The following is a 25,749-nucleotide window of genomic DNA, read 5'->3' on the forward strand; positions in this document are numbered from 1 at the left end:
AAGCCCCGGATTACCGGGGCTTTTTTCTAGGTGAAATACAGTCAACTGTGGGAGCAGGCAAGCCAGCTCCCACAGGGGTCACTGGGTTACTGCAACCTTCCCGTTTCTGATCCTAAACCGGTAGGCGATATAGATAATCCCCACCCACACCGGCATCGCATACACCGACTCGCGAATCCCCGGAATCGCCAGCATCACGCCGATGATCATCACCATGAACGCCAGGCACAGGTAGTTGCTGAACGGGAACCAGAAGGTCTTGAACGACGGCGTCACGCCTTGCTCGCCCATGGCCTTGCGGAACTTGATGTGGGTGAGGCTGATCAGCGCCCAGTTGATCATCAACGAGGCAACCACCAACGCGAACAGCAACTCCAGCGCACTGTGCGGCGCCACGTAGTTGACCACCACGCACAGCATGGTCACCAGCGCCGAAATCGCCAGCGCCCGCAGCGGCACGCCTTGTTTGTTGAGCTTCATCAGCGCCTTGGGCGCATCACCTTGTTCGGCCAGGCCAAACAGCATGCGGCTGTTGCAATACACGCCGCTGTTGTACACCGACAACGCCGCGGTCAGCACCACGAAGTTGAGGATGTGGGCGGCGGTGTCGTTGCCGATCAGCGAGAAGATCTGCACAAACGGGCTGCCGCTGTAGGCATCGCCTGACGCGCCGAGGGTTTGCAGCAGTTGATCCCACGGGTATAGCGACAACAGTACGGTGAGTGCGCCGACGTAGAAGATCAGGATGCGGTACACCACTTGGTTGATCGCTTTGGGGATCACCTTGCGCGGTTCGCTGGCCTCGGCGGCGGTGATGCCGACCAGCTCCAGGCCACCGAATGAGAACATGATGAAGGCCATCGACATCAACAGCCCCATGCCGCCATTGGGGAAGAACCCACCGTGGCTCCACAGGTTGCTGACCGAGGCTTGCGGGCCGCCGGTGCCGCTGAACAGCAGGTAGCAGCCGAGCACGATCATGCCGACAATCGCCACCACCTTGATGATCGCAAACCAGAACTCGGCCTCCCCGAAGAACTTCACGTTCAGGGTGTTGATCAGGTTCACCGCGACAAAGAACACCAGCGCGCTGACCCAGGTTGGAATCTCTGGCCACCAGAACTGGATGTACTTGCCTACCGCCGTCAGTTCGGCCATGCCCACCAGCACGTAGAGCACCCAGTAGTTCCAGCCCGCCAGAAAGCCTGCGTAACCGCCCCAGTATTTGTGTGCGAAGTGGCTGAAGGACCCGGCCACCGGCTCTTCGACGATCATCTCACCGAGCTGGCGCATGATCAGGAACGCGATAAACCCGGCCACCGCATACCCCAGGATCATCGACGGCCCCGCCGACTTGAGCACCCCGGCCGAGCCGAGGAACAAGCCTGTACCAATCGCCCCTCCCAAGGCGATCAGCTGAATGTGCCGGTTCTTCAGGCCTCGCTTGAGGCCCACCGGGTTAACCATGTCATCCGCCATTAACATTCCCTTCTACTTGTTTTTCTCAAGGGTGATTGCACGCCGCATCGGCCCCTCAGAACTGCTGAGGGTCAGATATTACTCTGCGTAAACTTTTCGTAATACAGCTGAACGCCATCAAGTGCCTGATCCACCAGCCATTGTTGGATGGATTCGACCATCGGAGGGGGGCCGCACACGTACATATCCGCCGATCTGTCCCGCAATTCGGCCAGGTCGAAATGCTCGGTGAGGTAGCCGCGTTTGCCCGTCCACTCGGTTGAGGCGTCGCTCAACACTTCGGTGTAGCGAAAGTTCGGGATTTTCGCCGCGTAGGCGTGGATACGCGCCGCTTCACATAAATCTTCGGCGCCGCGCACGCCGTAGTACAGGTGCACAGGTTGTGTGCAGCCGTTGACGGCCAGCTCATCGAGCATGCCCAACAACGCCGACAACCCGGTGCCGCCCGCCACCAGTACCAACGGTTGGGTGACGTGCCGTAGATAAAACGCACCCAAGGGCGCCTCCATCAGCATTTCATCACCCACCTGGCAGCGTTCACGCAGGTAGTTGCTCATTACCCCATCGGGCAGCAGGCGCACCAGGAACTGCAATTGACTGCCCGGCCGGTTGGCGAAGGAGTAGGAGCGCCAGCTATCGGTGCCGGGCACCGACAGACGCGCGTATTGGCCCGGCAAAAAATCCAGTGGCTGGTCCAGTTGCACCTGCAAGATGGCGGTGCTGGTCGAGACCTGCTGCACCGCGCTCACCGTGCCGCGCACCTGCACGGGGCCTGGGGCGTTGCACAGGCTTGAATCGAAGTCGAAATAGAAGGTGGCGTCGGACTTCACCCGGGTCTGGCAACTGAGCATCTTGCGTTGTTGCAGGTCGAGGCTGGAGAGGGCTTCCTCGTCGACGTAGTCCTGGGTGTACTCGCCGGATTCGCAACGCCCCTGGCAGGTGCCGCACACGCCTTCGCGGCAATCGAGCGGGATCTTGATGCCGTTGCGCAGGGCCGCGTCCAACAGGATTTCCTGGGCGCCCACCGGGAAGAACAGGGTTTTGCCATCGGCAAAGCTGAAGGCCACTTTGTGATTCATTCACATAACTCCGTGGATAAGTATGAACCCCTTGTAGGAGCGAGCTTGCTCGCGAAAAACCTCAACGATGACGCCGTGCATCCTGGATGCTCGCGGTGTACTTGCGTTTTTCGCGAGCAAGCTCGCTCCTACAGGGCAATGCACCACCGTTACAGGTGGTAAAAATCCAGCACCGAGTTAATCGTGTCGTTGAGCAGCAAGGCGTGCTTGCGCATGATCAACCAGCTGTCGCCCGCAGGCTTGAGGCGGTACGTGGCATGCCCATAGAACTGCTCGGAGGTGGCCAGTCGATAGAACAGCGTGTGCCAGTTCAAACGCACCTCCAACGTGCCGTCGGCCTGCTCGGCAATGCGTACGTTATTGATCAGGTGCAAGGTGCGTGGCATCGGCGTGGCGGAGGCGGCCTTGCCGGTGCGCAGGCGGAACACGCGGTCTTCCAGGCCCGAACGGTTGGCGTAGTAGATCAACGACATCTCGCGCTTGGGGTCTTGGGTGTAGACGTGTTCGGAATCCCATTGCGGCAGGTGGAATTCACTCTGTGGGTCAAATAACTCCACGTAGGCGTCCCAGTCCTGGGCGTCGCACAGCTCGGACTTGCGGTAGAAGAACTGCTCGATCTGGTACTGCAATGGCGCATTCATCACTTCACCTCCCGCAATGTCAAAGCTCGCTGGTCCAAACCCTTGAGCAGGAATTGCTGCCAGTTGCGATGCTGGTTGACGTACAGGCCTTCATGGGTGAATTCGGTGCCGGTCATCGCCGGTTGGATGCCGATGGCCTCGCTGTTGGGCGTCGGCCCGGTCTCCCAGCGATGGCTGCCCCGTGAGATGTCGCTCCAGCGTTCCAGGCGGCCCTGAAAGCCGCGCTGGGCTTCACGGAATTCCACCAGGTCGTCGGGCGTGCCCATGCCGGAAACGTTGAAGAAGTCTTCGAACTGACGAATCCGGTTTTCGCGATCGGCGTCGGACTCACCCTTAACGCCCAGGCATTGGCTGATGATCTCAGTCTTGTTCCAGGCCACCGGGCGGATGATGCGCAACTGCGAGCTGATCTGGTCGAGGAAAAACAGGCTGGGGTAGATGTTCAGGTTGCGTAGGCGGTGCATCATCCACTCGGCCTTCTGCTGGCCGTGTTCTTGCACCAGGCGCGGCATGATGGTGGCGTAGCCGGAGCGTACGCTGGGGTTGGGCATATCGCTGAACAGCACGCTATGGCCGTTGTTGAAGGCGAACCAGCCGTCGTCGGTATTTGCGTCGCCGGCGCCGAGCTTGCTGTAGTCCAGCGTGGTGCTGGAACCTGCGCCGTTCTCGGTGTTGACCTGCTGGCGATGCTGCACGGTGGCCACGTAGTTGTAGTGCACGGTGCTGACGTGATAACCGTCCAGGCCGTTTTCGTTTTGCAGCTTCCAGTTGCCGTCGTAGGTGTAGGCGGACTTGCCCGGCAGCACCTCCAACTCACCGGTGGCCGATTGCGCGACCATCATGTCGAAGAACACTTTGGCGTCGCCCAGGAAGTCTTCCAGGCTGTTAGTGCCGTTCACGTCCAGGCTGATAAACACAAAGCCCTTATAGCTGTCGATGCGCGCTTTTTTCAGGCCGCGGGTGGCCTTGTCGAAACCTTCCGGGTATTCCCCCGGCGCCTTGACCTTTACCAGTCGGCCATCGCTCTTGTAGCACCAGGCGTGGAACGGGCAGGTGAAGGTGGACTGGTTACCCTTGCCCACGCGGGTGAGGGTGGTACCGCGATGCTGGCAGGCGTTGATCAACGCGTTGAGCCGGCCTTCGCCGTCACGGGTGATGATCATCGGCTGGCGCCCAGCGCGCATCGTCACGAAGTCGTGGTTATTGGCCAGTTCGCTTTCGTGGCAGGCGTAGATCCAGTTCTTCTCGAAGATCAGCTCCATCTTCAGGTCAAACAGCTCGGGCTCGGTGAACATGTCGCGGGCGATGCGGAACACTTCATCCGCCGGGCGAAAGTCCAGGCAGCTTTCGATAAAGGATTTCCATTGCTCGACGGTTCTTGCACCACTCATGGGAGGCACCTTTTGATCATGGCTAAACGGTGAGCCATTAAGCGGCTGCGATGCGGTGGCGGGCTATCCGCTTAATGGGGGAACGTAGGCCGCAAAGTTGGGCAGCAAATACCCATGGCGGTGCGCGCCGGTGACGGCATGCGCTACTGTGATGGCAGGCGATGGTCGCAAAACTCTGGGGTTTATCCACATAGTCGACTGTTGCTATCCACCCAGTGAGAACTGCACTGGCGTGGCCTGGAACTTGCTGTCGAGGTTCAACGACGCGCCGTCAGAGCGCGCAAACGCCTAACCGCCGTGGGTGCACCCTGATGACTAGTCAGACACGCGATATTCATATTCAACGCTTCGACCTGGAGGGCGCGTGCAGCTGGATGTCCGGCATCTGCGGGCCCCATCGCCTGGCGACGGCAACGCCCGAGCGCCTGCGCTTTCACCACAGCGCCAACGTGTTCAAATCTCGCGCCACCACCCTGGGCGTGATCGAGTACGGTACCGATGTGACCATCGACATCGAAGACGCCGAGCACTTCAGCAGCTACAGCTTGAGCCTGCCGTTGGTGGGCGAGCAGGAGCTGAGCAAGAACGGTGAGCGTCTTAGCTCCAACCGCGACCAGGGCGTGATCATTTCACCCAATGAGCATCAGGTGCTGGCGATTTCCGGTGACTGTCGCAAGTTACAGGTGGTGATCACCCGTGCGGCGATGAGCGAGTCGCTGGAAGGTTTGCTGCAACGGCCCATCGATGCACCGCTGCGCTTTGAGTCGGTGATGGATGCGGTGGACGGCGCCCCGGCTTCGTGGTGGCGCATGGCGCGTTACTTCATCGCCGAACTGGAATGCAGCAGCGAATTGTACGAACAGGCGGCGTTTACCCGCGACCTGGAAAGCTCATTGATCAAGGGCCTGATCCTGGCCCAACCAAATAACTACTCTGAAGAACTGCGCGACGTGCTGGGGGTGAAACTGCCGCACTACCTGATCCGCGCGCGGCAATTTATCCATGACAACGCCCGTGAAGCGCTGCACCTGGAAGACCTGGAAGCGGCGGCGGGCGTGTCGCGGTTCAAACTGTTCGATGCGTTTCGCAAGTACTTTGCACTCTCGCCCATGGCGTATCTGAAGAAGCATCGGTTGGGGGCGGTGCGCCAGGAGATTCTGGAGCAGGGCTCGATCCGCACCATCTCTGAAATCGCCCTGGGGTGGGGGTTTACGCATTTGGGGCGGTTTTCGGCGGAGTACCGCAAGCTGTTCGATGAGTCGCCCAGCCAGACATTGCAGCGCAAGCGCCTGCGCGTTACTTGAACCGGCTGGGGATCAAAATGTGGGAGCTGGCTTGCCTGCGATAGCGGTCGGCCAATCAATACGATGCCAACTGATCCAACGCCATCGCAGGCAAGCCAGCTCCCACATGGACTATGGGGTGCCTGGAAAATCTCAGATCAACTCTTCAACCAGTTGCAGGCAATGAGTCAGCCCCGGCGACTGATCATTCACCCGTCGGCTCAGAATGATCGGCGAGCTCGCCGTCGCCTCCACCACCGGCGTATAGCCAATATCCGCCCGATGCAGCACCTGCACCGACGCCGGCACCAGCGTCACACCCATGCCTGCACCCACCAGGCCAATAGCGGTCTGCAATTCGTTGGTCCATTGCGCCACCTTCACGCTCAAGCCATGGGCGTCGAACAGTGCGATCACATGGTCGGCATAACTGGGGCGCGGGTTGCCGGGGTAGAGCACAAAGGGTTCGGCGGCCAACTGGGCGAGGGTGGCCGGGGCGCCCAGCAACGGGTGACCGCTGGGCAGCACGGCCACCAGGCGGTCTTCCACCAATACACGCTGGACGATGGCCGGGTCGTCAATGCGAATACGCCCGAAGCCCACGTCAATGCGCCCGGCCTTGAGCGCTTCGACCTGCTGCAACGTCGTCATCTCCGACAAACCCAACTCCAGCTCCAGGGCCTCGTGAGTGCGCAGGCGCCGAATCAATTCCGGCAGCACGCCGTACAAGGTCGAGGGCGCAAAGCCGATGCCCAGCCAGGTTTTCTCGCCTTGGCCGATGCGCCGGGTGGTGTCGCAGACCTTGCCCAGTTGTTCGAGCAACACATTGGCATGCTCATAGAAAAACCTCCCGGCCTCTGTCAGCCGCAAGGGCCGGCTGCGTTCCAGCAGCACCACTCCGAGCTCATCCTCCAGTTGCTGGATCTGCCGGCTCAACGGCGGCTGGGCGATGTGCAAACGTTCGGCGGCGCGGGTGAAGTTGAGGGTCTCGCCCAACACCTGGAAGTAGCGCAGGTGACGCAGTTCCATATCGACTCCTTTCATACCTTAAGAGTATTGCACGAGACCAATTCTATATTGGAAGCCCGAAAAAATGCGGAACAGAATCGACGCAAATCTAAAAAGAACCCAACGGGTATTGCCATGCCGATTTGCGCCATCGAGTCGATCGAAACTGTCATCGTCGATCTGCCCACCATTCGCCCGCACAAGCTGGCGATGCACACGATGCAAAACCAGACCCTCGTTATCATCCGCCTGCGGTGTACCGACGGTATCGAAGGCATTGGTGAAGCCACCACTATCGGTGGCCTGAGTTACGGCAACGAGAGCCCCGACAGCATCAAGGTCAACATCGACCGCCACTTCGCGCCGCTGCTGATCGGCCAGGACGCGAGTAACGTCAATGCCGCCATGTTGCGCCTGGAGCGCAGTATTCGCGGCAACACCTTTGCCAAGTCCGGTATCGAAAGCGCCTTGCTCGACGCCCTCGGCAAACGCCTAGGGCTGCCGGTCAGCGAGTTGCTTGGCGGGCGTGTGCGGGACGCGTTGCCGGTGGCCTGGACCCTGGCCAGCGGTAATACCGAACAGGACATCAGCGAGGCCGAGAAGATGCTCGACCTGCGCCGTCACCGCCTCTTCAAATTGAAGATCGGCGCGGGCGAGGTCAATCGAGACCTGGCCCATGTGATCGCGATCAAAAAAGCCCTGGGTGAACGCGCCAGTGTGCGCGTCGACGTCAACCAAGCCTGGGATGAAGCCGTGGCCCTGCGGGCGTGCAAGGTGCTCGGTGACCACGGTATCGACCTGATCGAACAACCGATCTCACGCAATAACCGTGGTGGCATGGCCCGGCTCAACCTGTCGAGCCCGGCGCCGATCATGGCCGATGAGTCCATCGAATGTGTCGAAGACGCCTTCAACCTGGCGCGTGAAGGCGCGGCCACGGTGTTCGCCCTCAAGATCGCCAAGAACGGCGGCCCTCGCGCCGTATTGCGCACGGCGGCGATTGCCGAAGCGGCCGGCATCGGCCTGTACGGCGGCACCATGCTTGAAGGTGGCATTGGCACCCTGGCCTCGGCCCATGCCTTTCTCACGCTGGACACCCTGGCGTGGGGCACCGAACTGTTCGGCCCGCTGTTGCTCACTGAAGACATTCTTGCCGAGCCACCGGTGTACCGCGATTTCCAGCTGCATGTGCCCACTGCGCCGGGCCTGGGTCTGACGCTCGATGAAGAGCGCCTGGCGTTCTTTCGCCGTGACAAACACTAAGAGGCCTCTGCCATGTTGTTCCACGTAAAAATGACCGTGAACCTGCCCCTCGACATGCACCCCGAGCGCGCCGCCAGCCTCAAGGCCGAGGAAAAAGCCTTGGCGCAGCGCCTGCAAGAGGAGGGCAAATGGCGCCACCTGTGGCGCATCGCCGGGCATTACGCTAACTACAGCGTGTTCGATGTCGACAGCGTGCAGGACCTGCACGACCTGCTGATGCAACTGCCATTGTTCCCCTACATGGCCATCGAAGTGAATGCGCTGTGCCGCCATCCGTCGTCGATCCATACGGACGACCGCTGAGCCGGCTTGCACCTATAACTACAAGATGAGGAATGCACCATGTCCATCCGCCTGTCCCAGACTGCCCACGCCCAACAGTTTCTCGAAGAAGCCAGCGGTAACCTCAATGACGCGGGCAACCCACGCACCAAGGCGCTGATCTATCGGATCCTGCGCGACACCGTAAACATCATCGAAGACCTGGAAGTGACCCCGGAAGAGTTCTGGAAGGCGGTCAACTACCTCAATGAGCTGGGCAAAAACCAGGAGGCTGGCCTGCTCGCCGCCGGCTTGGGCCTGGAGCATTACCTGGACCTGTTGATGGACGCCGCCGACGAGCAGGCCGGCAAGTCGGGCGGCACGCCGCGCACCATCGAAGGCCCGTTGTACGTGGCCGGTGCGCCGCTGTCCAAGTACGAGGCACGGCTGGATGACGGCAAGGACGACGCGGTGCCGTTGTTCATGCGCGGGCAAGTGCGCGATACCGAGGGCAAGCCGTTGGCAGGGGCAATTGTGGATGTGTGGCAGGCCAACACGGGCGGGACCTATTCGTGGTTCGACCCGAATCAGTCTGAGTTCAACCTGCGCCGGCGCATCGAGACCGACGCCCAGGGCAACTATCGTTTTCGCAGCATCGTGCCTTCAGGCTACGGCTGCCCACCGAGCGGGCCGACGCAGCAGTTGCTCGACCAATTGGGGCGCCACGGGCAGCGGCCGGCGCATATCCACTTCTTCATCTCGGCGCCGGGGCACCGGCACCTGACCACGCAGATCAACCTGTCGGATGACCCGTACCTGCATGATGACTTTGCCTATGCCACCCGGGATGAGCTGATTGCCGAGATTCGCTTCAGCGACGACCCGCAACTGGCGCGGGAGTTTGGCGTGCAGGGGCGGTTTGCGCAGATTGATTTTGACTTTGAGTTGCAGGTGGCGGATGCGCCAATAGAGCAGCAGCGCATGCAGCGAGTCCGCGCCCTCGAAGACTGATCTGTGGGAGCTGGCTTGCCTGCGATAGCGGTGGAACATTTACCACCGCTATCGCAGGCAAGCCAGCTCCCACATTGTTTTTTTGGTGATTTAGTTATTTGCGCACGACCAGGTCCAACACCTCATCCCGGTCCTTGATCTTCTGCAGCACGATCTCCGAACGGATATCCATCACCCCCGCCGTGCGGTTCAGGTGGTTCACGATAAAGTCCGAAAAGTGCTTGAGATTGCGCGCCTGCACCCGCAGCACATAGTTGCTGGCGCCGGTGATCACATAGGCGCTCGCCACCTCCGGCCAGCCTTGCACCTTCTTGATGAACGTCTCATGCCAGTCCTCCACATCCTGGCGCAACGACAGGTGCACGATGGCTTCCAGCTCGATCCCCAACTGCTCGGCGTTCAATACCGCGCGGTAACCGCTGATGATTCCTTCGCTCTCCAACAGGCGCAAACGGCGCAGGCACGCCGACGGCGAAAGCGCGACTTTTTCCGCCAGTTCCTGGTTGCTGATGCGGCCATCCTGTTGCAGGAAATGCAGGAGGCGCAGGTCGGTGGCGTCGAGAATCATGCTTGGAAGATATCCGCGTATTTGGAGGTTAAATTCGAATTTCCTACAGCTTAAATAGCCGTTTACCCACCACTTTGCACGAAAATTCTCTAAAAGTTCGTTCATTATTTGGTCCATCCTCACTTATAAAAACCAGGACGACCCATGACCACTCGAAGCCATTGCCAAGCCCTCGACGCCCAGGACCCTTTGGCCCCCCTGCGTGTCCAGTTCGCCTTGCCCGAAGGGGTGATCTACCTCGACGGCAACTCCCTCGGCGCGCGCCCGGTGGCGGCGCTGGAACGGGCACAACAGGTGATCGCCGAGGAGTGGGGCAATGGCCTGATTCGTAGCTGGAACAGCGCCGGCTGGGCGGATTTGTCCCAGCGCCTGGGCAATCGCCTGGCGCCATTGATCGGTGCGCGTGACGGCGAGGTGGTGATTACCGATACCACCTCGATCAACCTGTTCAAAGTGCTCAGCGCCGCCTTGAGTGTGCAGCGCCAACGTACGCCGGCGCGTAAGGTCATCGTCAGTGAAGCGAGCAATTTCCCGACCGATTTATATATCGCCGAAGGCTTGGCCGAATTGCTGCAACAAGGCTATTCCCTGCGCCTGGTGAACAGCCCGGCCGAACTGCCCCAGGCCATTGATGCGGACGTGGCGGTGGTGATGCTCACCCACGTCAACTACAAGACCGGCTACATGTATGACATGGCGGCGCTGACCGCACTGAGCCACGAGTGCGGCGCGCTGAGCATCTGGGACCTGGCGCATTCGGCAGGCGCGGTGCCTGTCGACCTGCACCAGGCCAAGGCGGATTATGCGATTGGCTGCACCTACAAATACCTCAACGGCGGCCCGGGTTCCCAGGCGTTTGTGTGGGTCAACCCGGCGTTGGTGGATGTGGTGCGCCAGCCGTTGTCCGGATGGTTCGGGCATACCCGGCAGTTCGCCATGGAGTCCACCTACGCCCCCAGCGCCGGCATTGCCCGCTATCTGTGCGGTACCCAGCCGATCACCTCGTTGGCCATGGTGGAATGCGGCCTGGAGATCTTTGCCCAGACCGACATGGCCCGCCTGCGGACTAAATCCCTGGCGTTGACCGACCTGTTCATCGCATTGGTCGAAAGCCGCTGCGCCGCCCACGGCCTGGAACTGATCACTCCGCGTGAACACGCCCGGCGCGGCAGCCACGTCAGCTTTGAACACCCCGAAGGCTACGCGGTGATCCAGGCCTTGATCGCCCGAGGCGTGATCGGCGATTACCGTGAACCACGGATCATGCGCTTTGGCTTCACGCCGCTGTACACCAGCTTCACCGAGGTATGGGACGCCGTGGAAATCCTCGGTGAAATTCTCGACAACGCCACCTGGGACCAGCCGCAATTCAAAGTTCGCAACAGCGTCACCTGACAACAACACAAACCCACTGTAGGAGCGAGCTTGCTCGCGAAGATCGTCAACGATAACGCGCGAATGCTGAATGCACGCGGCGTTCTCAGGTTTTTCGCGAGCAAGCTCGCTCCTACAGAAAACAAGCGCTTCCTGTGCAATCACAATAATAAAGGGGCACACCAGTGACCACGCCAGACAACGGCTTTGCAGAGATTACCCACCGTGAACTGGGCCTGAGGCGCCAGCTCACTTCCGGCCAGATGAGCATGATCGCCATCGGTGGCGCCATCGGCACCGGGCTGTTCATGGGCAGCGCCTACGCCATCGGTTATGCCGGGCCGAGCGTGCTGGTGAGCTACGCCATCGGCGCGTTGATTACCTTGCTGCTGATGGGCTGCCTGGCGGAGATGACGGTGGCCCATTCCACCTCCGGCTCCTTTGGCGCTTACGCCGAGTTCTACATCAGCCCATTGGCCGGGTTCCTGGTGCGGTATGCCTACTGGGCGGCGATTGTGCTGGCGGTGGGCGCCGAGGTCACGGCGGTGGCGATGTACATGAAGTACTGGTTCGCCAACGTGCCGGAGTGGGTGTGGATCGTGTCGTTCTCCAGTGTGCTGATTGTGCTCAATGCGATCAGCGTGAAGACCTTCGGCAACTTCGAATACTGGTTCTCGACGATCAAGATCAGCGCCATTGTCGGTTTCATCATCCTGGCAGTGTATGTGGTGTTCGGCTCCGGCAACCCTGACTACGGCGTGCAGAACTACACGGCCCACGACGGCTTTTTCCCCCATGGCTTGAGTGGCATGTGGATCGCGGTGATCGTGTCGATCTTCAGCTACCTCAGCGTCGAGATGATCGCCGTGGCCGCCGGTGAAGCCGCCGACCCGGAGCAGGCAGTGAAGAAAGCCTTTCGCGCTACCATCGTGCGGTTGGTGGTGTTCTACCTGCTGACCCTGGCGCTGATGCTCGCCATCGTGCCCTGGAACCAGGCCGGCCAGGCCCAGAGCCCGTTTGTCACAGTGATGCAGACCATCGGCATACCCGGCGCCACTGGTGTGATGAATTTCGTGATCCTGATCGCGGCGCTGTCGGCCATGAACAGCCAGCTCTACATCACCACGCGCATGATGTTCAGCCTGTCGCGCGCCGGTTTTGCGCCCAAGTCCATGGGCGCGTTGAGCAAGAACGGCATCCCGCTGAATGCGCTGCTGCTGTCCAGTTCGGGCATTGCCCTGGCGACGTTGCTCAACGTGGTGTACCCGGAAAGCTCGTTCACCCTGATGATGGCGATCTCGATGTTTGGCGCGATCTTCACCTGGTTCATGATCTTCCTCACGCACCTGTTTTTCCGCCGCTATCGCAAGCGTCATGGCGGGGCGAAGTTGTCGTTCCAGTTGCGGTTTTTTCCCTACAGCACGTTGCTGGGGCTGGTGCTGATGGGGGCGGTGATGATCACCACCTATTTCACCGACGCATTCAAGATGACGCTGGTGTTTGGCGTGCCGTTCCTGCTGATTCTGTCGGCGGTCTACTACACCTTCTTCCACAAACGTACATCATCTGTAGGAGCGAGCTTGCTCGCGAAAAGCCCGAGAGCCCCACGTTAAACCAGATAGCTCGCGTTATCGTTGACGATCTTCGCGAGCAAGCTCGCTCCTACAGGTGGGCGGTGAGCGCAGCGAGTAAGGTGCTGGCGTAACCGGGCAATTGCTCGAACGAGCGTGCGCATAACAACAGTTTGCGGCAGGCCCATTCTTCTTGCAGGGGGTGGGCCTTGAAGCGGCGCGCAGGTGGCCAACGGTCCGAGGCGGCCTGAGGCACAATGCCCAGGCCGGCACCGCCGGCGACCATGCGAATCACCCCGTCAAAGCTATCGGCGCGGATACGTGTGTGCAGGCGAAAGCCTGCGTGCAAGGCTTGTTCCTCCAGGTATACCGCCAGCGCGCTGTTGGCTGCCAGGCTGACGTAATCGTATTGCAAGCTGTCGATAAACCCCGCAGCAGTCAGCGGATGGTCGAGGGGCGTGATCAGCACCAGTGGGTCGTCGCGAAACGCCAGGGTCTGCAAGCCGTGGGTGTCTACCGCATCGGAAATAATCCCCAGGTCGGCGGTGCCCTGGCGCAAGGCATGGGTAATGCGCAGGCTGGGCAACTCTTGCAGGTCGATATCGAGGTTGGGGTGTTTGCGCAGAAAATCTGCGAGCAGTTCCGGCAGGTATTCGCTGAGGGCGGTGGTGTTGCACAGCAAGCGTACCTGGCCTTTGACGCCGTTGGCGTATTCGGCCAGGTCTTGTTGCAGGTGGTCGGCCTGTTGCAACAGCAGGCGAGCATGCCGGGCCAGGGCTTTGCCCGCAGGTGTTGGGGTGACGCCACGGCGACCGCGCTCAAGAAACGCAATACCCAGTGAAGATTCCATTGCCCGGATGCGGGCGCTGGCGGCAGCCAGGGACAGGTGGCTGCGGGCCGCGCCGGCGGTGATATTGCCGGTGTCCAGGATGTGCAGGTAGAGGCGCAGGTCGATCAGGTCAAAGTGCATGAAGTATCCCAGTGACTGGAGGGGCCTCATCGCAGGCAAGCCAGCCACATTTGAATGTATTCACAATTCAAGGTGTGGGAGCTGGCTTGCCTGCGATAGCGGTATCAGCCTCACACAAAACAAGAGGCTGCCTCAGTATATGGCGAATTTTCAGCCTCTCTCCAGCCCTGCACAATCGGCGCATGAATACCTTCCTAGCGTTCTACCAAAACCTCGGCCCCGCCCTCACAGCGCTGGTCATCACCACCTTCCTGCTGGCCGGTACGGTCAAGGGCGTCATCGGCCTGGGGCTGCCCACCGTGGCCATGGGCATGCTTGGCCTGGCTATGTTGCCCGCGCAGGCTGCGGCATTGCTGATCATTCCTTCGACGGTGACCAACCTCTGGCAACTCACCTGTGGCGGCCACTTGGGTGCCTTGCTCAAACGCCTGTGGCCGATGCTGTTGCTGATTTTCCTCGGCACCGGGCTGGGCACTTTGTGGCTAGGGATGGGCAGTGGGCCTTGGGTGGTGCGTGCCTTGGGCGCGGCGTTACTGGCGTATGCCTTGAGCGGGTTATTCCTGCCGACCTTCAGGGTCGCGCCCCGTACCGAGCGTTGGCTGGGGCCTTTGTGCGGTGTGGTCACCGGCATCATCACCTCGGCCACCGGTGTCTTCGTGATCCCTGCGGTACCGTATCTGCAAGCATTGGGCTTGAGCCGTGATCAGTTGGTGCAGGCGCTGGGGCTGTCATTCACCGTGTCGACACTGGCGCTGGCCGCCGGGCTGGCTTGGCGTGGTGCGTTGGGCGGCGCTGAAGTCGGTGCGTCGGTGTTGGCGCTGTTGCCGGCCTTGCTGGGGATGTGGCTGGGCCAGGTGGTGCGTGGGCGCATCAGTGCTTTGTGGTTCAAACGTGGATTTTTCACCGGCATGGCGTTGTTGGGAGGCCATTTGTTGCTGGCTGGTTAATAATGACCGGGCATTTGTCAGCCGCTTAATGAAGGACTGCCCGTGAAAGCCCGATCTGATGAGCTACAGATTTTTGTCAGCGTGATCGAGTGCGGCTCGATTTCCGCCGCCGCCGAAAAAGTCGGGCAAACGCCATCGGCGGTCAGCCGCACGTTGTCGCGCCTGGAAGCCAAGCTCGACACCACCTTGATCAACCGCACCACGCGGCGCATGGACCTGACCGAAGAGGGCAAGTACTTCTTCGAACAGGCCAAGGTGATCCTGGCGCAAATGGACGAGCTGGAAGAGCGCCTGTCCTCGCGCCAGAAAAAACCGGCCGGGCGCCTGCGTATCAACGTCGCCGTGCCGTTCATGCTGCATGGGATCGTGCCGTACATCGCCGAGTTTCGCAGCCTCTACCCCGATATCCAGCTGGAGCTCAACAGCGATGATTTGATCATCGACCTGCTGGAGCAAAGCACCGACATCGCCATTCGCATTGGCGCCCTGGCCGACTCGACCCTGCATGCGCGCTTTCTGGGCAGCACGCCGCTGCATGTCCTGGCCAGCCCCGACTACCTCAAGCAGTACGGCACGCCGACGACCGTTGCCGAGTTGGCTGATCACACCTTGCTAGGCTTCACCCACACCGAAACCCTCAACCACTGGCCGCTGCGCCATGGCGAAGGTGACCGCTGGCTGATCCAGCCCGGCGTCAGCGCCTCCAGTGGTGAAACCTTGCGGCAGTTGGCGCTGGAAGGGCAGGGCATTGCTTGCCTGTCCAATTTCATGACGGTGCACGACCTTGAAGCCGGGCGCCTGGTGCCGTTGCTGGAGTCGTTCAACAGTGGCTATCGCCAGCCGATCCACGCGGTGTTCTACCGCAACTCGCAATTGGCGTTGCGCATCCAGTGCTTCTTGGACTTTATTCAGGCCAAGCTGGCGCGATATGCGAGCTGATTCGTGACCTGAGCGCAAGAGTGAATTGGGCCGCACGGGCTTATTCAGGCAGCAGTGGGGCTGGATACTGGGCGCATTACTTACCCAGTCAGGAGCAACCTCCATGAATGTCTTCGTTACCGGCGCCGCAGGGTTTATCGGCGGTTCGATCGCTACCGGCCTGGTCAAGGCCGGCCACCACGTCACTGGCTTGGTGCGCAGCGCCGAGCAAGCTGCCGAAATGACCGCCCTGGGCATCACGCCCGTGATTGGCACCCTCGATGACGCCGTTGTATTGATCGAGCAAGCGCATAAAGCCGATGCGGTAATCAATGCCGCCAGCAGCGATCACCGCGCCGCCGTGGAAGTCTTGTTGGCAGCCTTGAAAGGTTCGAGCAAGCCGTTCCTGCACACAAGCGGTTCGAGCATCGTGGGCGATGCCTCAGGCGGCAAAGCCAGCGATGTCATCTACTTCGAAGACAACCTGCCTGAGCCGACCGTCGACAAGGCCGCCCGCGTGGCCATCGACAACCTGATCCTTGCGGCTGCCAACGACGGCGTGAATTCGGCGGTGATCTGCAACACCCTGATTTACGGCCACAGCCTGGGCGTAAAGCGTGACAGCGTGCAATTGCCGCGTTTGCTCAAGCAGGCACGCAAAAGCGGGGTGGTGCGCCATGTGGGCCCTGGGCAGAACATTTGGTCCAACGTGCATATTGAAGACGTGGTGGCCTTGTATCTGCTGGCGTTGACCAAGAACGTACCGGGCACTTTCTATTTTGTGGAAAGCAGCGAAGCGGCGTTTATCGACATGACCACGGCGATTGCCCAAGCCCTGGACCTGGGCAAGCCACAAGACTGGCCATTGGCCGAGGCTGAGGCCGAGTGGGGCTATGAAATGGCCAATTACGGGTTGGGCTCCAATAGCCGAGTACGTGGCAAGCACGCCCGTGAATTGTTGGGGTGGGCGCCTCAGCGCACGTCGGTGGTGGAGTGGATTCGCGACGAGATGGTGTGATGTTCGCTTAGCACCGCGGTGCGGCCATCGCAGGCAAGCCAGCTCCCACATTGTTCAGGTGTGAACCCTGTCAAATGTGGGAGCTGGCTTGCCTGCGATAGGGGCGACTCGGTGCATCGGACCAGACACTTCACTAGCCCCACCCGCCGCAATTTCGTACCATTCCCCGCCTTATTCCCCGCAATTCCCTGGTACTCCATGAACCTCACCCGTCTGCGCGCCGACGCCCTGGCCGGCCTCACCACGTCTTTTGCCTTGCTGCCCGAATGCATCGCCTTTGCGCTGGTGGCCCATCTCAACCCGCTGATGGGCCTTTACGGCGCTTTCATCATTTGCACCCTCACCGCGTTGTTCGGCGGCCGGCCCGGCATGGTGTCCGGTGCGGCAGGCTCGATGGCAGTGGTGATCGTCGCGTTGGTGGTGCAACACGGCGTGGAGTATTTGCTGGCGACGGTGTTGCTCGGCGGGTTGATCATGGTCACTTTCGGCCTGCTGCGCCTGGGCAAGCTGGTGCGCATGGTGCCGCATTCGGTGATGCTCGGCTTCGTCAACGGCCTGGCGATCATCATTGCGCTGGCGCAACTGGAGCATTTCAAGAGCGGCGAAACCTGGCTCAGCGGCACGCCGCTGTACGTGATGGCCGGGCTGGTGGTGGCAACCATGGCCATTGTGTACCTGTTGCCGCGCCTGACCCGTGCCGTACCGCCCGCGCTGGTGGCGATTCTGAGTGTTGGCGTGGCGGTGTACCTGCTCGGTTTGCCGACCCGTACATTGGGGGATATGGCGCACATCGCCGGTGGCTTGCCGACCTTCGCCCTACCGCAGATCCCCTGGACCCTGGAAACCCTCGGCATCATCGCGCCGTACGCGTTTTTGATGGCGATGGTCGGCCTGTTGGAAACCCTGCTGACCCTCAACCTCACCGACGAAATCACCGAGACCCGTGGTTATCCCGACCGCGAAAGCGTGGCCCTGGGCGCGGCGAATATGGTTTCGGGCCTGTTCGGCGGCATGGGCGGTTGCGCGATGATCGGGCAAACCGTGATCAACCTCAGCTCCGGCGGGCGTGGGCGTTTCTCCGGGGTGTTTGCCGGGGTGATGATTCTGTTGTTCATTCTGTTTCTGTCGCCACTGATCGAGCGGATCCCGCTGGCGGCGTTGGTGGGTGTGATGTTCGTGGTGTCGCAACAGACCTTCGCCTGGGCGTCGCTGCGGGTGATCAACAAGGTGCCGCTCAATGATGTGCTGGTGATCATGGCGGTGACGATCATTACCGTGTTCACCGACCTTGCCACCGCCGTGCTGTGCGGTATCGTCATCGCCGCGCTGAACTTCGCCTGGCAGCAGGCGCGGGAACTGTACGCCGATGAACACCTGGAGGCCGACGGCAGCAAGCTCTATCGGCTGCACGGTACGTTGTTCTTCGCCTCGACCACGCCGTTCTTGAATCAGTTCGACCCAGCCAACGACCCGGCCCAGGTCACGCTGGATTGCCGTCACCTGAGCTTTGTCGACTATTCGGCGATTGCCGCGTTGATGACCCTGCGCGAGCGCTACACCAAGGCCGGCAAGCACCTGCGGGTGCTGCATTTATCCGAGCGCTGCAAAAAACTGCTCAAGCGCGCCAAGGTTCACCACGAGTAGGAGCGAGGTCGTTATTACGAGGGGGCGAGGTCGTTATTACGGGCCGACCAGGTCTTCCAGCTCCTGGGCGCGGGTCTGGGTCATGTCCAGCACGCAGCCTGTGCCATTGACCTGATCAATCGTGCCGCCAGTGGCACTGCCGGCGAAGGCGCAATTGGCGTCGCGGTATTTGATCCACAGGCGCTGCACGTCTTGCAGTTGCTGTTTGCGCGCGCCTTCCTGGGCGGCGAGGGCGGTCTTGTAGGCGCGGTTCAGGCGGTCGTCCTGCACCTTGGTTTGCTTGGCGTTGCAATTGACCATGTCTGCGGTGGTATTGGCGCTGTCCATGCATGTTTTCAAGGCCGCGTTGTCGGCGGCATAAGCGCTGCCGCACAAGAGCAAGACGCTGGCGGCAATTGTGGTGCGAATCATGAGCGGTTTCCTGGGCAGTGGATGCGCAGTCTATGACTCAAGGGCGGCGTTTGAGTTTCCGCCTTCTCTGATCTTCATGTAAGAACACCCCCCGAATTTTCATCCGCCACCGTCGGGCATGTCCCCCAGCGACAGCGCTTATCCGTGGACGAAAATTACTTTCATAAAAATTGAAAATGCTCCTCGGGAATGATTTATGAGTTTCACAACCAATTCGACGTGACCCTTTCCGAGGAGTACCGCATGGCCGCATTACCGGGCTTCGGGCTGTTGGCATACGCTGCCATCGCCATCATTGCATTGATCGTGCTGATTGCACGCTACCGACTCAACCCCTTTATCGTGATTACCCTGGTGTCCATCGGCCTGGCGCTGATGGCCGGGATGCCAGCGGACACCATCATGGGTTCGTACGAGGCGGGTGTCGGCAAGACCCTGGGGCATATCGCCCTGGTGGTGGCGCTGGGCACCATGCTCGGCAAGATGATGGCCGAGTCCGGTGGTGCCGAGCAGGTCGCGCGCACGCTGATCAACCGCTTCGGTGAGCGCAATGCCCACTGGGCGATGGTGTGCATTGCGTTCCTGGTGGGGCTGCCGCTGTTTTTCGAAGTCGGCTTTGTGTTGCTGGTGCCGATTGCCTTTACCGTGGCGCGGCGCGTGGGCGTGTCGATTCTGATGGTCGGGCTGCCGATGGTCGCTGGCCTGTCGGTGGTGCATGCGTTGGTGCCGCCGCACCCGGCGGCGATGATGGCGGTGCTGGCCTATAACGCCTCGGTCGGGCAGACGGTGCTGTATGCGATCCTGATTGGCATCCCCACGGCGATCATTGCCGGGCCCGTCTATGCAAAGTTCATCGTGCCGCACATTCATTTGCCAGCGGAAAACCCGCTGGAGCGCCAGTTTATCGAGCGTGAACCGCGTACGCGCCTGCCCAGTTTTGCACTGACCATGGGCACTATCCTGTTGCCGGTGGTGTTGATGATGATCGGCGGCTGGGCCAACGTGATTTCCACGCCGGGCAGCGGTTTCAACCAGTTCCTGTTGTTTATCGGCAACTCGGTGATCGCCCTGTTGGTAGCGACCCTGGTGAGCTTCTGGACCTTGGGCCTGGCCCAGGGCTTTAACCGTGAGTCGATCCTCAAGTTCACCAACGAATGCCTGGCGCCGACCGCCAGCATCACCTTGCTGGTGGGGGCGGGCGGCGGGTTGAACCGCATCTTGGTGGATGCCGGGGTCACCCATGAAATCCTCGGCCTGGCCCATGCGTTTCAGTTGTCGCCGCTGGTGATGGGCTGGCTGTTCGCCGCGTTGATGCGCGTCGCCACCGGCTCGGCCACGGTGGCCATGACCACTGCGTCCGGGGTGGTCGCGCCGGTCGCCTTGGGCCTGGGTTATCCACACCCTGAGTTGCTGGTGCTGGCGACCGGTGCGGGTTCGGTAATCTTTTCCCACGTGAACGACGGCGGCTTCTGGCTGATCAAGGAATACTTCAATATGACAGTGATCCAGACCTTCAAGACCTGGACCGTACTGGAGACCCTGATTTCGCTGGTCGCCTTCGGCCTGACCTACGGCCTGTCCCTTGTTTTATGAGCCTGTAACCCGGAGCCCCCATGGACATCCTCTATCAGATCCGCGCCCGCCAGGACGCTTTCAGTGCCGGCGAAGGGCGTATCGCCAAGCTGATGCTCGAGGATGTGGGCTTTGCCGCCTCCGCCAGCCTGGAGGAACTGTCTGCGCGGGCCGAGGTGAGTACCGCCACCTTGTCACGCTTTGCCCGCAGCGTGGGCTGCCGTGACTTGCGCGATTTGCGCCTGCAATTGGCCCAGGCCAGTGGTGTGGGCAGCCGCTTCCTCGACCCGGCGGGCAAGCCAGAACAGTCAGCGTTTCATCGGCAGATCCTGGGGGACATCGAGGCGACGTTACGTCAGCACCTGTCGGGCTTCAACCAGCGCAGCTTTGGCGATGCGGTCAAACTGTTGGGCAAGGCGCGGATGATCCATGCGTTCGGCATGGGCGGGCCGTCGAGCCTGTGCAGCGATGAGTTGCAGGTGCGCCTGGTGAGGCTGGGCTATCCGATTGCCGCCAGCCATGACCCGGTGATGATGCGTGTCACGGCGGCGACCCTGGGGCCCGAACATGCCGTCATTGTCTGCTCGCTCACGGGCCTGACCCCCGAGTTATTGGAAGTGGTGACGCTGGCGCGCAACTACGACGCGCGGATCATTGCCATCACCCTTGCCGATTCGCCCCTGGCGCAATTGGCGGATGTCGTGCTGCCGCTGCAATCGGCGGAAACCAGTTTTATCTACAAGCCCACTGCGGCGCGCTACGGCATGCTGCTGGCTATCGACCTGCTCGCCACCGAGCTGGCGCTGGCCCTGCCGGACGACAACCAGGAACGCCTGCGCCGGATCAAACTGGCCCTCGACGATTACCGCGGCGGCCCTGGCAGCCTGCCGCTTGGAGACTGATATGAAGTACGACACGCTGATTCGCCAGGCGCTGGTCATCGATGGCAGTAACACCCCAGGGTATGTCGCTGATGTGGGGGTGCACGCAGGGCGCATCCGCACGATTGGCGACTTGTCCACAGCCCGGGCCGAGCACGTCATCGACGCCCATGGCCGAGTATTGGCGCCGGGCTTTATCGACGTGCACACCCACGATGACACGGTGGTAATCCGCCAGCCGCAGATGCTGCCCAAGCTCAGCCAGGGCGTGACCACGGTGATTGTCGGCAACTGTGGCATCAGCGCCGCGCCGGTCAGTTTGCGCAGCGACCCGCCAGACCCGATGAACTTGCTGGGCACCCGCGAGGCGTTCTCTTATCCACGGTTTGCCGATTACCGCGCCGCGGTGCAACGCGCCTGCCCGGCGGTGAACGTCGCCGCGTTGATCGGCCACACGGCGCTGCGCAGCAACCATATGGACGACCTGCACCGCACAGCCACATCCTATGAAATCGCGGCCATGCGCGTGCAGTTACAGGAGAGCCTGGAGGCCGGTGCCCTGGGTTTATCCACAGGCCTGGCCTACGCCAGCGCGTTCAGCGCCGAGACCGATGAGGTGCTGCAACTGACCCAAGAGCTGACGGCCTACGGCGCGGTGTACACCACCCACCTGCGCAGCGAGTTCGAACCGGTGCTGGAGGCGATGGATGAAGCGTTTTTGATCGGCCGCGAGGCGAGGGTGCCGGTGATCATTTCCCACCTTAAATGCGCCGGAGCCGGTAATTGGGGGCGCAGCCCGCAGCTGTTGGCGGCCCTGGAAGCGGCGGCAAAAGATCATCCGGTGGGCTGCGATTGCTACCCCTATGCCGCCAGCTCATCGACCCTGGACCTCAAGCAAGTGACCGACGCGTTTCGCATCACTATCACCTGGTCCACACCGCACCCGGACATGGGCGGGCGCGATTTGCAGGACATCGCCGCCGAGTGGGGCGTTTCACTGATGGATGCCGCCCGCCGTTTGCAACCTGCGGGCGCGGTGTACTACGGCATGGATGAGGCAGATGTACGGCGCATTCTTGCGCACCCGTTGTCGATGGTCGGGTCGGATGGGTTGCCCGAAGACCCGTTTCCTCACCCGCGCTTGTGGGGCGCCTTCCCACGGGTGCTGGGGCATTTCAGCCGGGATGTCGGCTTGTTCCCGCTGCACACCGCGGTGCACAAGATGACCGGCTTGTCGGCGGCGCGCTTTGGGCTGGCCGAGCGTGGTGAGATCCGTGAAGGACATTGGGCCGACCTGGTGTTATTTGACCCACTGCGGGTGCGGGATGTGGCCGATTTCAAGGCACCCCAGCGCGCCGCTGAAGGGATTGAGGGAGTGTGGGTCAATGGCGTATTGAGCTATCGCGAGGGGCAGGCCAACGGTGAGAGAGCAGGCCGGTTCCTGGCGCGAAACGGGGATTTGCGTGGCGGGTTTTCGTCTCTATAGTTGGGGTTCTTTTAGATGGAGCTGTTGCCATGCACTTAGGAAAAGTCACCCCCATCCTGCGGATGTTCGACGAGGCCAAGGCGTTGGAGTTCTACGTCGATTTTCTGGGGTTCAAGGTTGATTGGCAGCATCGCTTCGAGGCGAATTTTCCGTTGTACCTGCAAGTGTCGCTGGGGGAGTGTGTGCTGCATTTGTCCGAGCATCATGGCGATGCTTCGCCAGGGGCGGCCGTGAGGATCCAGGCCCAAGGGGTCGACGTGTATCAGCAGCAGTTGCTGGGCAAAGCGTACCGTTATGCCAAGCCAGGGGTTGAAGATACGCCCTGGGGGACGCGGGAAATGAGCATCCGCGATCCGTTTGGGAATCGGTTGGTGTTTGTTGAGGACAGCGAGGGCTGAGTGGCAAATTGCGGGCAATAAAAAACCGCCTTAGTAGGACGGTTTTTTTGCAAACCCAGTTAGTGGCTGGGGTTGCGGCTTCACAGGAGCACTGACGTGGTACCGATACTACTGTTGCTTTAGGGCTTTATGCAACACTCGACGACAAGTGGTTTTCCACCGCAGTACACATCTTTTTTATTAGTTAAATCTGCAAAAAGCAGCAACAACTTTTAAGGCGAACTGAGGGGGTGTTTGTCACACCTTGGCGCAGAGTGCTGAGCTAGTATCGCTCTCGTTCTGGGTACATCGTGAAGTAGGTTGACTGGGTTAGCGCGCAAATTTTGGACCGACCGCCACGGGCTAGTAATCCGTGCCGGATTCATGCGGGAGGACCATAAACCCAGCCGCCTCACAGGAGCACTGACGTGCATCCAAAGGCTCACATGTTCCGGTAAGTGCGCTGGAGGTAAGGCCCAACTCACGGAGGGCCGAGTATGTCTAAGTTTGCACGACGTACATGGAGCCTCGTAGTGAACTGCCTACGTGCTTATCACGTATGGACGTTTCTGCGGGACAGCTTCGATGACCGTTAAGGTCTGAAAAGTTGGAGCCGCCTCGGTTCAGGCCGAGGCGGCTTTTTTGGTTTTTAAACCCGGAAATGACTGACCATCTGCTGCAACTGGCTGCCCAACCGTGCCAGTTCCACACTCGACTTGGCCGTCTCATCACTGGCAGTCGCGGTCTGCTCGGACACATCACGCACGTTCACGATACTGCGGCTGATCTCTTCCGCCACGGCGCTTTGCTGTTCGGCGGCCGCGGCAATCTGCTGGTTCATCGACTGGATATTCGACACGGTGCGGGTGATGTTTTCCAAGGATACCCCGGCCTTGCGCGTCAGTTCGACGCTGCTGTCGGTCAGGCTGCGGCTGTTGTTCATCACGCTGGCAACTTGTTGGGTGCCGTTCTGCAAGCCTGCCACCAGGCCTTCGATTTCCTCGGTGGATTTCTGTGTACGCTGGGCCAGGCCGCGTACTTCGTCGGCGACCACGGCAAAGCCTCGGCCGGCTTCACCGGCACGCGCAGCTTCAATGGCGGCGTTGAGGGCCAGCAGGTTGGTCTGTTCGGCCACGGCCTTGATCACGTCCATCACGCTGCCGATCTTGTTGCTCTCTTGTTGCAGGTGCGTCATGGCATCGGTGGAGCGCGCCACTTCGGCCGCCAGGCGTTCGATCTGGGCGATGGCTTCAGCCACCACTTTATCGCCTTCGCGGGCTTGGCCGTCGGCGTCGGAAGCGGCTTGGGACGCTTGCTCGGCATTGCGTGCAACTTCCTGCACAGTGGCAGTCATTTCATGCATCGCGGTGGCGACCTGATCGGTCTCGATCTTCTGGCTGTTCACACCGGCGCTGGTTTGCTCGGTCACGGCTGACAACTCTTCGGCGGCGCTGGCGATCTGAGTGACGCCGTCGCGAATGCCGCTGATCAGCTCGCGCAAAGTGGTGCCCATGCGCTGGATGCCTTGCTGCAACACGCCCAACTCATCACGACGGGTCACCTGGATGTTGTGGCTCAGGTCGCCCGAAGCGATGCGTTCCACCACGGCCAGCGTCTCCTGAATTGGACGGGTGATCTGGCGCGTGATCACCCACGCGGCAATCACGCCGACCAACAGGGCCAGCAAGGTGCTGATCAACTGCAGGCTGCGGGCCTGGGTGCTTTCAGCGTCGCGACGTTCCAGTTGGATGTCGTACAGCTTGTCGCTGATCGTCACGATATCGGCGCCCTGGGTGGTCATTTCGGCACGGGCGGTGATGATATTGGCGTTGGCCGCTTTGTAGCTCTGTACTGCACTGCGATAAGCAACGAGGGCGGTTTCCAGTGCGGACAATGCGCTTTGCTGTCCAGTACCGAATGCAACGCTGAGGCCTTTCAAACCGGCGACAGCTTTTTCCAGCTGTGTAGCCGCGCGCGCTTCGGTTTCTGCGTTGGGGCTATTGGTATAGCCGCGCACTTCGTAGCGAGCCTGCAGGAATTCGTTCTTGGCCTGGGTCACGGCCACAAACTGCGTGAAGCGTTCCGGGCTGTCGGGTGACTGCTGCACGCTGGTTTCCAGCGCATTGATTTGGGCGTTGGCGATGTCGGCCTTGGCGCCCATGACATCGCGCGCAGCGTTACCATTGCGGTAGGCCTCGCGCATTTTGTTCAGGGACTGGCGGTAAGCGGTAATGACGGCTTTCTGCTCATTGAGCAGTTTGAGGTTTTCCGGGCTCTTGAAGCTGTCCAGCAGCTTCTGTTGCTGGGCGGCGAAGGCATCGAGACTGGTCTGCACGTTCTGCGCCACGGCTTCGTCACCGTTGGCCAGCATGTATTGCAAGCGCACGATACGCAGCTTGGTCAACGAGGCGTTGAGCTGGGTGATGTCGCTCATCCAATTGCTACGGTCGATCAAGCCGCCCAGGCTGGTCCAGCCCGTGAGTGCGAGGACTGAAGTGAGGACCAATACCAGGCCGAAGCCCAGGCCGAGTTTGAGATTGACACTGATGTTACCGAACCAGCTGTTCATCGAAAGCTCCTTGAAGAGTGATGTCTG

At 60.8% G+C, this 25,749-nt stretch carries 23 protein-coding genes and 1 pseudogene; 14 read left to right on the plus strand and 10 right to left on the minus strand.

Translation table 11 applies throughout. From position 1 onward, the window contains the following. Positions 1 to 78: 78 nt before the first annotated feature. The 4 genes from CRN80_RS13995 to antA all read right to left on the minus strand — a co-directional run bounded on the left by CRN80_RS13995 (position 79) and on the right by antA (position 4,590). Positions 79 to 1,479, minus strand: coding sequence for an amino acid permease (locus CRN80_RS13995; protein WP_005791366.1), 1,401 nt, complete (start codon positions 1,477 to 1,479; stop codon positions 79 to 81). 71 nt (positions 1,480 to 1,550) lie between these two features. Next, positions 1,551 to 2,558 carry an anthranilate 1,2-dioxygenase electron transfer component AntC gene (gene antC / locus CRN80_RS14000; RefSeq protein WP_098950372.1) on the minus strand — a complete coding sequence of 336 codons (1,008 nt, stop codon included), beginning with the start codon at positions 2,556 to 2,558 and terminating at the stop codon, positions 1,551 to 1,553. A gap of 149 nt (positions 2,559 to 2,707) precedes the next feature. After that, on the minus strand, positions 2,708 to 3,199 hold the full coding sequence (gene antB, locus CRN80_RS14005) for an anthranilate 1,2-dioxygenase small subunit (protein WP_032895317.1): 492 nt from the start codon (positions 3,197 to 3,199) through the stop codon (positions 2,708 to 2,710). Further along, positions 3,199 to 4,590 (minus strand): anthranilate 1,2-dioxygenase large subunit, encoded by a 1,392-nt coding sequence (antA, locus tag CRN80_RS14010; RefSeq protein ID WP_098950373.1) that lies wholly within the window; start codon positions 4,588 to 4,590, stop codon positions 3,199 to 3,201. Before antA ends, antB begins: the two co-directional genes overlap by 1 nt. A gap of 311 nt (positions 4,591 to 4,901) precedes the next feature. Between antA and CRN80_RS14015 the strand changes: the two genes are divergently transcribed. Then, on the plus strand, positions 4,902 to 5,894 hold the full coding sequence (locus CRN80_RS14015) for a helix-turn-helix domain-containing protein (protein WP_078468027.1): 993 nt from the start codon (positions 4,902 to 4,904) through the stop codon (positions 5,892 to 5,894). A 132-nt stretch (positions 5,895 to 6,026) separates the two neighbouring features. Here CRN80_RS14015 and CRN80_RS14020 read toward each other — a convergent pair whose 3' ends face one another. Next, entirely contained in the window at positions 6,027 to 6,902 is an 876-nt protein-coding gene (locus CRN80_RS14020) for a LysR family transcriptional regulator (protein ID WP_098950374.1), read from the minus strand. A gap of 114 nt (positions 6,903 to 7,016) precedes the next feature. On the opposite strand from CRN80_RS14020, the gene CRN80_RS14025 reads away from it, so the two are divergent. Genes CRN80_RS14025 through catA form a run of 3 tightly spaced genes read left to right on the plus strand, consistent with a single transcriptional unit; the run spans position 7,017 to position 9,416 of the window. Further along, the gene (locus tag CRN80_RS14025; RefSeq protein ID WP_098950375.1) at positions 7,017 to 8,144 is read left to right on the plus strand and encodes a muconate cycloisomerase family protein; all 1,128 of its coding nucleotides are present in this window, start codon (positions 7,017 to 7,019) and stop codon (positions 8,142 to 8,144) included. 12 nt (positions 8,145 to 8,156) lie between these two features. After that, positions 8,157 to 8,447: a muconolactone Delta-isomerase gene (gene catC / locus CRN80_RS14030; RefSeq protein ID WP_098950376.1), complete on the plus strand. Its 291-nt coding sequence runs from the start codon at positions 8,157 to 8,159 to the stop codon at positions 8,445 to 8,447. A gap of 39 nt (positions 8,448 to 8,486) precedes the next feature. Further along, complete coding sequence (gene catA / locus CRN80_RS14035) at positions 8,487 to 9,416, plus strand: catechol 1,2-dioxygenase (RefSeq protein ID WP_032895323.1); 930 nt, start codon at positions 8,487 to 8,489, stop codon at positions 9,414 to 9,416. 94 nt (positions 9,417 to 9,510) lie between these two features. On the opposite strand, the gene CRN80_RS14040 is transcribed toward catA, so the two are convergent. Further along, positions 9,511 to 9,984, minus strand: a complete 474-nt coding sequence (locus CRN80_RS14040; protein ID WP_003176072.1) for an Lrp/AsnC family transcriptional regulator — start codon at positions 9,982 to 9,984, stop codon at positions 9,511 to 9,513. Between the two features lie 144 nt (positions 9,985 to 10,128). Between CRN80_RS14040 and kynU the strand changes: the two genes are divergently transcribed. Next, positions 10,129 to 11,379 (plus strand): kynureninase, encoded by a 1,251-nt coding sequence (gene kynU / locus CRN80_RS14045; protein ID WP_098950377.1) that lies wholly within the window; start codon positions 10,129 to 10,131, stop codon positions 11,377 to 11,379. Positions 11,380 to 11,543: 164 nt separating this feature from the next. Beyond that, complete coding sequence (locus CRN80_RS14050) at positions 11,544 to 12,971, plus strand: amino acid permease (RefSeq protein ID WP_098950378.1); 1,428 nt, start codon at positions 11,544 to 11,546, stop codon at positions 12,969 to 12,971. Between the two features lie 49 nt (positions 12,972 to 13,020). Here the strand turns inward: CRN80_RS14050 and CRN80_RS14055 are convergent, their stop codons facing one another. Continuing rightward, positions 13,021 to 13,899 (minus strand): LysR substrate-binding domain-containing protein, encoded by an 879-nt coding sequence (locus tag CRN80_RS14055; protein WP_098950379.1) that lies wholly within the window; start codon positions 13,897 to 13,899, stop codon positions 13,021 to 13,023. A gap of 182 nt (positions 13,900 to 14,081) precedes the next feature. Between CRN80_RS14055 and CRN80_RS14060 the strand changes: the two genes are divergently transcribed. The 4 genes from CRN80_RS14060 to CRN80_RS14075 all read left to right on the plus strand — a co-directional run bounded on the left by CRN80_RS14060 (position 14,082) and on the right by CRN80_RS14075 (position 18,426). Then, positions 14,082 to 14,846: a sulfite exporter TauE/SafE family protein gene (locus tag CRN80_RS14060; protein ID WP_098950380.1), complete on the plus strand. Its 765-nt coding sequence runs from the start codon at positions 14,082 to 14,084 to the stop codon at positions 14,844 to 14,846. Positions 14,847 to 14,888: 42 nt separating this feature from the next. Further along, complete coding sequence (locus CRN80_RS14065) at positions 14,889 to 15,785, plus strand: LysR family transcriptional regulator (RefSeq protein WP_098950381.1); 897 nt, start codon at positions 14,889 to 14,891, stop codon at positions 15,783 to 15,785. 103 nt (positions 15,786 to 15,888) lie between these two features. Further along, positions 15,889 to 16,782 carry an NAD-dependent epimerase/dehydratase family protein gene (locus tag CRN80_RS14070; RefSeq protein ID WP_098950382.1) on the plus strand — a complete coding sequence of 298 codons (894 nt, stop codon included), beginning with the start codon at positions 15,889 to 15,891 and terminating at the stop codon, positions 16,780 to 16,782. Positions 16,783 to 16,980: 198 nt separating this feature from the next. After that, positions 16,981 to 18,426, plus strand: a complete 1,446-nt coding sequence (locus CRN80_RS14075) for a SulP family inorganic anion transporter (protein WP_098950383.1) — start codon at positions 16,981 to 16,983, stop codon at positions 18,424 to 18,426. 36 nt (positions 18,427 to 18,462) lie between these two features. On the opposite strand, the gene CRN80_RS14080 is transcribed toward CRN80_RS14075, so the two are convergent. Further along, complete coding sequence (locus CRN80_RS14080; protein ID WP_003194095.1) at positions 18,463 to 18,837, minus strand: lysozyme inhibitor LprI family protein; 375 nt, start codon at positions 18,835 to 18,837, stop codon at positions 18,463 to 18,465. 189 nt (positions 18,838 to 19,026) lie between these two features. On the opposite strand from CRN80_RS14080, the gene CRN80_RS14085 reads away from it, so the two are divergent. Genes CRN80_RS14085 through CRN80_RS14100 form a run of 4 tightly spaced genes read left to right on the plus strand, consistent with a single transcriptional unit; the run spans position 19,027 to position 23,174 of the window. Continuing rightward, positions 19,027 to 20,430 (plus strand): gluconate:H+ symporter, encoded by a 1,404-nt coding sequence (locus tag CRN80_RS14085; RefSeq protein ID WP_032895331.1) that lies wholly within the window; start codon positions 19,027 to 19,029, stop codon positions 20,428 to 20,430. Between the two features lie 20 nt (positions 20,431 to 20,450). Then, on the plus strand, positions 20,451 to 21,311 hold the full coding sequence (locus tag CRN80_RS14090; protein WP_032895332.1) for a MurR/RpiR family transcriptional regulator: 861 nt from the start codon (positions 20,451 to 20,453) through the stop codon (positions 21,309 to 21,311). A gap of 1 nt (position 21,312) precedes the next feature. Further along, positions 21,313 to 22,776: an amidohydrolase family protein gene (locus CRN80_RS14095; protein ID WP_098950384.1), complete on the plus strand. Its 1,464-nt coding sequence runs from the start codon at positions 21,313 to 21,315 to the stop codon at positions 22,774 to 22,776. Positions 22,777 to 22,805: 29 nt separating this feature from the next. Then, positions 22,806 to 23,174 (plus strand): glyoxalase superfamily protein, encoded by a 369-nt coding sequence (locus CRN80_RS14100; RefSeq protein ID WP_098950385.1) that lies wholly within the window; start codon positions 22,806 to 22,808, stop codon positions 23,172 to 23,174. A 628-nt stretch (positions 23,175 to 23,802) separates the two neighbouring features. Here the strand turns inward: CRN80_RS14100 and CRN80_RS32110 are convergent. Then, positions 23,803 to 24,666, minus strand: coding sequence for a methyl-accepting chemotaxis protein (locus tag CRN80_RS32110; RefSeq protein ID WP_370706066.1), 864 nt, complete (start codon positions 24,664 to 24,666; stop codon positions 23,803 to 23,805). Positions 24,667 to 24,705: 39 nt separating this feature from the next. Then, positions 24,706 to 25,722: pseudogene (locus tag CRN80_RS32115) on the minus strand (methyl-accepting chemotaxis protein); the annotation flags it as partial. Between the last annotated feature and the right edge of the window lie 27 nt (positions 25,723 to 25,749).

The organism is Pseudomonas sp. FDAARGOS_380 (assembly GCF_002591235.1).
Lineage (GTDB): Bacteria > Pseudomonadota > Gammaproteobacteria > Pseudomonadales > Pseudomonadaceae > Aquipseudomonas > Aquipseudomonas salmasensis.

Bases quoted from the DNA above. Each gene is read 5' to 3' on its own strand.
- CRN80_RS13995 (WP_005791366.1), bottom strand. From the start codon at position 1,479: ATGGCGGATGACATGGTTAACCCGGTGGGCCTCAAGCGAGGCCTGAAG.
- antC (WP_098950372.1), bottom strand. From the start codon at position 2,558: ATGAATCACAAAGTGGCCTTCAGCTTTGCCGATGGCAAAACCCTGTTC.
- antB (WP_032895317.1), bottom strand. From the start codon at position 3,199: ATGAATGCGCCATTGCAGTACCAGATCGAGCAGTTCTTCTACCGCAAG.
- antA (WP_098950373.1), bottom strand. From the start codon at position 4,590: ATGAGTGGTGCAAGAACCGTCGAGCAATGGAAATCCTTTATCGAAAGC.
- CRN80_RS14015 (WP_078468027.1), top strand. From the start codon at position 4,902: ATGACTAGTCAGACACGCGATATTCATATTCAACGCTTCGACCTGGAG.
- CRN80_RS14020 (WP_098950374.1), bottom strand. From the start codon at position 6,902: ATGGAACTGCGTCACCTGCGCTACTTCCAGGTGTTGGGCGAGACCCTC.
- CRN80_RS14025 (WP_098950375.1), top strand. From the start codon at position 7,017: ATGCCGATTTGCGCCATCGAGTCGATCGAAACTGTCATCGTCGATCTG.
- catC (WP_098950376.1), top strand. From the start codon at position 8,157: ATGTTGTTCCACGTAAAAATGACCGTGAACCTGCCCCTCGACATGCAC.
- catA (WP_032895323.1), top strand. From the start codon at position 8,487: ATGTCCATCCGCCTGTCCCAGACTGCCCACGCCCAACAGTTTCTCGAA.
- CRN80_RS14040 (WP_003176072.1), bottom strand. From the start codon at position 9,984: ATGATTCTCGACGCCACCGACCTGCGCCTCCTGCATTTCCTGCAACAG.
- kynU (WP_098950377.1), top strand. From the start codon at position 10,129: ATGACCACTCGAAGCCATTGCCAAGCCCTCGACGCCCAGGACCCTTTG.
- CRN80_RS14055 (WP_098950379.1), bottom strand. From the start codon at position 13,899: ATGCACTTTGACCTGATCGACCTGCGCCTCTACCTGCACATCCTGGAC.
- CRN80_RS14060 (WP_098950380.1), top strand. From the start codon at position 14,082: ATGAATACCTTCCTAGCGTTCTACCAAAACCTCGGCCCCGCCCTCACA.
- CRN80_RS14070 (WP_098950382.1), top strand. From the start codon at position 15,889: ATGAATGTCTTCGTTACCGGCGCCGCAGGGTTTATCGGCGGTTCGATC.
- CRN80_RS14075 (WP_098950383.1), top strand. From the start codon at position 16,981: ATGAACCTCACCCGTCTGCGCGCCGACGCCCTGGCCGGCCTCACCACG.
- CRN80_RS14080 (WP_003194095.1), bottom strand. From the start codon at position 18,837: ATGATTCGCACCACAATTGCCGCCAGCGTCTTGCTCTTGTGCGGCAGC.
- CRN80_RS14085 (WP_032895331.1), top strand. From the start codon at position 19,027: ATGATTTATGAGTTTCACAACCAATTCGACGTGACCCTTTCCGAGGAG.
- CRN80_RS14090 (WP_032895332.1), top strand. From the start codon at position 20,451: ATGGACATCCTCTATCAGATCCGCGCCCGCCAGGACGCTTTCAGTGCC.
- CRN80_RS14095 (WP_098950384.1), top strand. From the start codon at position 21,313: ATGAAGTACGACACGCTGATTCGCCAGGCGCTGGTCATCGATGGCAGT.
- CRN80_RS14100 (WP_098950385.1), top strand. From the start codon at position 22,806: ATGCACTTAGGAAAAGTCACCCCCATCCTGCGGATGTTCGACGAGGCC.
- CRN80_RS32110 (WP_370706066.1), bottom strand. From the start codon at position 24,666: ATGGGCACCACTTTGCGCGAGCTGATCAGCGGCATTCGCGACGGCGTC.